General features: G+C 72.9%; 5 protein-coding genes. 2 read left to right on the forward strand and 3 right to left on the reverse strand.

All coding sequences use genetic code 11. The features are described from left to right. Positions 1-1,835, forward strand: a 1,835-nt coding sequence (locus Q7T15_RS01380; RefSeq protein ID WP_304692518.1) for a DUF3488 and transglutaminase-like domain-containing protein, incomplete at its 5' end; no start/stop codon positions are given. A 171-nt stretch (positions 1,836-2,006) separates the two neighbouring features. Here the strand turns inward: Q7T15_RS01380 and Q7T15_RS01385 are convergent. From Q7T15_RS01385 to glgX, 3 genes are all read right to left on the reverse strand, one after another. After that, a complete protein-coding gene (locus Q7T15_RS01385) occupies positions 2,007-2,861 on the reverse strand; it encodes an endonuclease domain-containing protein (RefSeq protein ID WP_304692520.1) in 855 nt (284 codons plus the stop codon). Between the two features lie 219 nt (positions 2,862-3,080). Beyond that, entirely contained in the window at positions 3,081-3,575 is a 495-nt protein-coding gene (gene ybaK / locus Q7T15_RS01390; protein ID WP_304692522.1) for a Cys-tRNA(Pro) deacylase, read from the reverse strand. Further along, on the reverse strand, positions 3,568-5,703 hold the full coding sequence (gene glgX / locus Q7T15_RS01395) for a glycogen debranching protein GlgX (RefSeq protein ID WP_304692524.1): 2,136 nt from the start codon (positions 5,701-5,703) through the stop codon (positions 3,568-3,570). Before glgX ends, ybaK begins: the two co-directional genes overlap by 8 nt. 145 nt (positions 5,704-5,848) lie before the next feature. Between glgX and Q7T15_RS01400 the strand changes: the two genes are divergently transcribed. Then, positions 5,849-6,594, forward strand: a 746-nt coding sequence (locus Q7T15_RS01400; RefSeq protein WP_370689072.1) for a cysteine desulfurase family protein, incomplete at its 3' end; no start/stop codon positions are given.

The following is a 6,594-nucleotide window of genomic DNA, read 5'->3' on the forward strand; positions in this document are numbered from 1 at the left end:
GCGGCCGCGGCCTCGCGCGCGCCGTCACCGTCGCCGCCGCCGTGATCGTCGCGGCGCTCGTCGTCCCGCCCGCGCTGCCGTCGGTGCTCGCGGGAGACCGGCTTCCCGGCTCGGGGCCCGCGGGGCTCGTCGCCGGAATCAACCCCGTCGTCGAGCTCGGCGACGACCTGCGGCGGCAGAACCCCATCACGGTGCTCACCTACACGACCGCTCTCGCGGGCGGGCAGTACCTGACGCTCTCGCACCTCGCCGAGTTCGCCGGGCAGGAGGTGCTGCCGGTGCCGTTCGACGCGCCCGTCGGGGACGCCGGGACGATCGGCCCCCCGGCGTGGTTCGACGACGACGTCGCGTTCACGACCGTCGAGACGACGATCACGCTGCGCAGCGTGCGCTCGCGCTGGGTGCCGCTGCCGTCGGCGCCCGTCGAGGCGAACGGGCTCTCGGGCGGCTGGGTCATCGACCCCGACGGCGTGACGATGCGCACGGCGGAGGGGTCGATCCGCAACGGGACGTACACGATCGAGAACCGCGTCGCGCAGCCGACGCCCGAGCAGCTGCGCGCGACGACCGTCGACGCCCCCGGGCTCGACCAGTACCGCGCGCTGCCGGAGGACCTCGACCCGATCATCGAGGCGACCGCGCGCGAGGTCGTCGCGGGCATCGCCAACCCGTACGAGCAGGCGTTCGCGCTGCAGCAGTTCTTCACCGACGGCGGCTTCACCTACTCGGAGGACGCCCCCGTCGAGGGCGGCTTCGACGGCTCGGGCGCGGCGATCGTCGCGGCGTTCCTCGAGGCACGGGCCGGCTACTGCGTGCACTTCGGCTCGGCGATGACGCTCATGGCGAGGACGCTCGGCATCCCGACGCGCATGGCCGTGGGCTTCCTGCCCGGAGTGCGGAACCCCGTGATCCCGAGCGAGTACACGGTCTCGTCGGACGACCTGCACACGTGGCCCGAGCTGCACTTCGACGGCATCGGCTGGGTGCGCTTCGAGCCGACTCCCTCGCGCGGGGTCACCCCCGACTACGCGACGGAGGAGGCCCTCACGCCCAGCGGATCGCCCTCGCCCGACCCGCTCACGACCGAGCCGACCGAGCCGACCGCGACGGCGACGCCGGGCGCGCCGTCGCCCGGGACGTCCGGGGGGCCCGACCTCCCCGACGAGGAGATCGACGCCGGCGGCGCCGGATCGGGCGGGCTCCTCGGCGGTCGCTCGACGATCGGTGGCGTGGATGCCCGACTCGTGCTCGGCCTCGTGCTCCTGCTGCTCGTGGCCCTGCTCGCCGCGCCCGGAGTCTGGCGCGCCGTGCTGCGCGCGCGCCGAATGCGCTCGCCGGATCCGCTCGACGCCTGGCGCGAGCTGCGCGACACGGCTCGCGACCTGGGGCTGCCCGCGGAATCGACCCGCACGCCGCGCGAGCTCGCCCGCGCGTGGGCGGGGGTTGGGGGTGCTGCGGCTGGTGCGGGTGCCTCCGGTGGCGGTGCCAGTGCCGGTGCCGGTGCCTTCGGTGGCGGTGCCAGTGCCGGTGCCGGTGCCCGGGCCGCCCACGGTGCCGATGCCTCCGGTGCCGCGGGTGCCGGCGCCGATACCGCCGCGGCGAGTCCGTCGGCGGAGGAGCTCGAGGTCTTCGAGGCCGTGCGCCGCGCTCTCGAGGCGCGCGCCTACGGTGCGCCTGCCGCGGTGTCGGGCGCCCCGGACATCCGCCCCGCCGTGCGCGCCCTGCGCACGCGCACGCCGTGGTGGCGTCAACTGCTCGCGGCGGTCTGGCCGCGCTCGCTCGCGTCGCGCGAGCCGCGCGACCCGGCCCTCGAGCCGCCCGTCGCCCCCGCCTGACGCCTGCCCGCCCCCGCCCCCTGCGGCCGAGCGATGAACCAAATGCAGTCTGTATGGGGGCCCGCCCTCGATCCGCCTCGCGATCGGACGGCCATGGCCGCGCACAGACTGCATTTGGCTCGACGACGGGGCGAACTTCCGCTCGCGCGCGGCGCCAGAGCGTCGCGCCGCTCAGCGGAGGTGATCGCCGCGGCTCACCGCGGCGAGTACGGCGTGCGCGACCGTGGGCCAGTCGTCGATGATCTGGCGGTAGCTGAACCGCAGCACCCGGAACCCTCGCCTCGAGAGCTCTGCATCTCGCCGACGGTCACTCTCGAACGCGCTCTCGGAGTCGTGGAACGCTCGACCATCGATCTCGATCACGAGTGCCTCTCCGATGAGGAAGTCGACTCGTCCGGCTCCAGGAATGGGCACTTGGCACTGCAGGCGGGGCAGTTGAGGCCGCATCCTCAGTCGGAAGAGCGTCTCTGTCCCCGACTCGCAGATGCCGTCGGCGGTGCGCGGGCCGATCCGGTGGCCGGCGGCGATCAGGTCGCCACGCAGGTCAGGTCGTCGATGCAACGTCGAGTCGAGAGCGGCCAGGTAGAGCTCATGCGGCGCGCAGCGCCTATAGGTCTCAAGCGCGTCGCTAGGGCAAGCGATCAGGCGAGAGCTCGTCGTTGCGCCATCCAGCCAATGGACGACGGTTGATGCCGCAGGGGCATCGGAAAGTCGGCGGCGAGGATCTCCAGGCTGACGGAGACGGGACGACCCGCGGCGAACGAGGACGTGTAGCCTGTCGTCCTCCAGCGCCCATATGCCGTGAGCGCGAAGCGCCGCTCCGCAGGTCAGAACTCCTCCCACACGAGCAGCCTGTCGCGCCGGTTGCGCCAGGTCCGGCGTCGAGTACCAGCCCTGCCGGACTCGGATGAGCATGCCGCGGTGCAGCATCGAGGCGAGCATCGGGCGCGTCACGCCGACCGCGGAGAGTTCGTGTGTTGCGATCAGTCCGTCGTGATCACGGAGGAGCCGATGCAGGTCGAGCACGCCGACAGAGTGTCGGCTGAGCGCGGCTGTCGGTCGAGCGACGAGTTCGTCCGTGGGATCGACTGCTTCTAACGACGTTGTGGAGGGGTGTCTGATCCAAGTGCAGTCTGCGGGCTCAAGCGATGGCGATTTCCGAGCTGGATCGGCGGGGCAGCCAGCGCTATGACTGCATTTGGTTTGGCCACCCGCAGGCCCGGGGCGGGCCCGGCCTCCGCACCGCTACCGCGCGATGTCGCCGAGCAGCCCGCCGGTCGCGCGCAGCAGGTCGGCGGGCGCGAGCTCGAGGTCGAAGCCGCGCCGGCCCCCGGACACGAGCACGGTCTCCCACAGCAGAGCGGTCTCGTCGATGACGGTCGGCAGCGCCGTCTTCTGCCCGATGGGCGAGATGCCGCCGACGACGTATCCGGTCTTGCGCTCGGCGACCTCGGGCGCGGCCATCACGGCCCGCTTCGCCCCCACCACGCCGGCGAGCGCCTTCAGGTCGAGCAGCGACGAGACGGGAACGACCCCGACCACGAGCCGCCCATCCGCCTCGGCGAGCAGCGTCTTGAACACGCGCTCCGGCTCGACGCCGAGCGCCGCCGCCGCCTCGAGCCCGTAGGCAGTCACCGCTGCATCGTGCGCGTAAGCCCGCGGCGTGAACGGGATGCCCGCGACCGTCAGCGCGACCGTCGCCGGAGTCCCCGGACCGCCCTGCGATCGCGCCCTAGCCATCCCCGTCCACCGAGGCGGGCGACTCGACCCCGGGCCCGCCGCTGCCCGGTCCGGCAGCCGGCCCGCCGTGCGCCCGGAACAGCAGCATCGACGCCGGCCCGACGCACAGCCGCTCGCCCGGCACGTGCGACGGCTCGATCCCGGAGATGTCGTCGTGCGAGCTGTCCCACAGCAGCGTGTACTCGGTGACGCCGACGTGCGACGGCAGCGTCACCTCGACCGATTCCTCGAGCCCGTGCACGATGAGCAGCACGCGGTTGAACTCCTCGAACTCGGGCGTCGAGGCGGCGAGGTACTGCAGCGTCCGCTCCTGCGGAGAGTCCCAGTCGAGCATCGTCATCGACCGGCCCTCCTTGTTGTACCAGTCCATCTGGGTCGCGCTCGGAACGGTCTCGCCCCACTTGCCGTAGCGCACGGGCCGCAGCGCGGGGTTCGCGCGCCGCAGCGCGAGCAGCCGCGCCGTGACGCGCTGCAGGTCCTCCTGCCACCCGGCGCGATCCCACGAGTGCCAGGTGAGCTCGCTGTCGTGGCAGTAGGCGTTGTTGTTGCCGCGCTGCGTGCGACCCCATTCGTCGCCGGCGGTGATCATCGGGATGCCCGCGCTGAGCAGCAGGGTCCCCATGAGGTTCCGCATGGCCTTGCGCCGGTCGGCGACCACGCGCTGATCGTCGGTGGGGCCTTCGACGCCGAAGCTGTACGACCGGTTGTTGTCGGTGCCGTCGCGGTTGCCCTCGCCGTTGCCGAGGTTGTGCTTGTGGTCGTAGGCGGTGAGGTCGGCGAGGGTGAATCCGTCGTGGGCGGTGATGAAGTTGACGCTCGCGAGCGGCCCGCGCTCGGCGGCGAAGACGTGGGCGGAGCCCGTCATGCGCCGGGCGAGCGAGCCGATGCCTTCGGGGGCCGAGCCGGCGTGCCGGCCGGCCGCGGCATCCGTCAGCCAGAAATTGCGGGCGCGGTCGCGGAAGCCGTCGTTCCACTCGGAGTACCCGGCGGGGAAGTTGCCGACCTGCCAGCCGCCGAGCCCGACGTCCCACGGCTCGGCGATCATCTTGACGCCGGCGAGCGCCGGGTCGTCGAGGATCGCCGCGAGCAGCGGGTGGTCGGGGTCGTAGTGGGCGTGCCGGTCGCGGCCGAGCGTCGCCATGAGGTCGAAGCGGAACCCGTCGACCTGCACCTCGTTCGCCCAGTACCGCAGCGAGTCGAGGACGAGTCGCTGGGCGGCGGGGAGGGAGAAGTCGACGGTGTTGCCGCAGCCGGTGGTGTCGATGTACTCGCCGTCGGCGGTGTGCCGGTAGTAGGCGGCGTTGTCGATGCCGCGCAGGCTCGAGGTGGGGCCGTCGAGCCCCTCCTCGGCGGTGTGGTTGTAGACGACGTCGAGCACGACCTCGAGCCCGGCCTCGTGCAGCAGGCGCACCATGCCCTTGAACTCGCGGAGGACGGCTCCGGTGCCGCCGAACTGCGCGTGCCGCGTGGCGTACGCGGCGTGCGGGGTGAAGAAGTTGAGCGTGTTGTAGCCCCAGTAGTTGGTGAGGCTCTGCTTGATGAGGCGCTGCTCGCTGATGCTCTGGTGCACGGGCAGCAGCTGCACGGTCGTGACGCCGAGGTCTTTCAGGTACGCGATCGTCGTGGGGTGGGCGAGGCCCGCGTAGGTTCCGCGCAGCTCTTCGGGCATCGCGGGGTTGAGCTTGGTGAGGCCTTTGACGTGAGCCTCGTAGATGACGGTGTGATCGAGGGGGATGCCCGGCTTCGGCACCCCGCCCCAGTCGAAGTCGTCGTTCTGCACGTACGAGCGCCACTCGCCGCTCGAGGTGCGGGCGAGTCCGCGCGCGTAGGGGTCGATGAGGTGCCGGTGCGGGTCGAACGCGTGGGTCGGCCCGTCGGGCCCGTCGACGCGGATCGAGTACCGCGCGCCGACGCGCAGGTCGGGGTGCTCGGCGCTCCAGACGTGGTGGCGGTTGGGCCGCATCTCGACGGCCTCGGTGACCCAGTTGGGGTCGTCGGGGTCGAAGAGGCAGAGCTCCATGCGGGTGGCGTGGCGGCTGTAGACCCGCAGTCGGCCGCCGTGGGCCGTGGGGGTCGCGCCGAGGTGGCCCAGGTGGCCGTAGGGGCCAGGGGCGTCGGCGTGAAGCATGGACTTAGGCTAGGCGACAGTCGGCGGCGCACCCTGCTTGCGCGCCGTGCGGCGGTGGCCGCGGCGTCGCCGTCGCTTCCCGTCGCCGTCGCAACAGAGAGGGGATGCCGTGGTCGTCTATCTCGATCACGCCGCCGGATCTCCCATGCCGGCCTCCATTCGCGGTGCCTACCTGGCGGCCCTCGAGCACGTCGGGAACCCCTCGTCGATCCACTCGGCGGGGCAGGCCGCGCGCGGAATGCTCGAGGACGCCCGCGAGCGCCTCTGCGCGACCCTCGGCGTCGACGCGGTCGAGGTGGTGTTCACGGGCGGCGGCACCGAGGCCGTGAACCTCGGGGTGAAGGGGCTGTTTTGGCAGCGGCAGGGCGGGGCGGCGACGTCGGGCGGCCGGCCGCGCCCCCGCATCCTCGTCCCGCGCGCCGAGCACCACGCGACGCTCGACGCGGTCGAGTGGCTCGCCGCCCACGAGGGGGCGGTGCTGCGCTGGCTCGAGGTCGACGAGGTCGGAGCCCTGCGGCTCGACGACCTCGAGGCCGCCCTGGCCGACGGTGCCGGCCCCGACGACATCGCCCTCCTCACGATGCTCGCCGCCAACAACGAGGTCGGCACCCTGCAGCCGGTCGCCCAGGCCGCGGCGCTCGCCGCCGCCCACGGCGTCCCCGTGCACGTCGACGCGATCGCCGCCTACGGGCAGATCCCGCTCGCCCCCCTGCCCGCCGGCGTCTCGGCGGTCTCGCTCTCGGCCCACAAGCTCGGCGGCCCCGTCGGCGTCGGAGCCCTCGTGCTGCGCCGCGGCGCCGACGTCGTTCCGCTGCTGCACGGCGGCTCGCAGCAGCGCGGACGCTCCGGCACGATGGATGCCGCGGGAGCGGCCGCCTTCGCCGCCGCCTC

This window comes from Microcella sp., from assembly GCF_030645145.1.
In the GTDB taxonomy this organism is placed as follows: domain Bacteria; phylum Actinomycetota; class Actinomycetes; order Actinomycetales; family Microbacteriaceae; genus Microcella.

Coding starts and splice junctions, on each gene's coding strand:
- ybaK (WP_304692522.1), bottom strand. CDS start 3,575: ATGGCTAGGGCGCGATCGCAGGGCGGTCCGGGGACTCCGGCGACGGTC.
- glgX (WP_304692524.1), bottom strand. CDS start 5,703: ATGCTTCACGCCGACGCCCCTGGCCCCTACGGCCACCTGGGCCACCTC.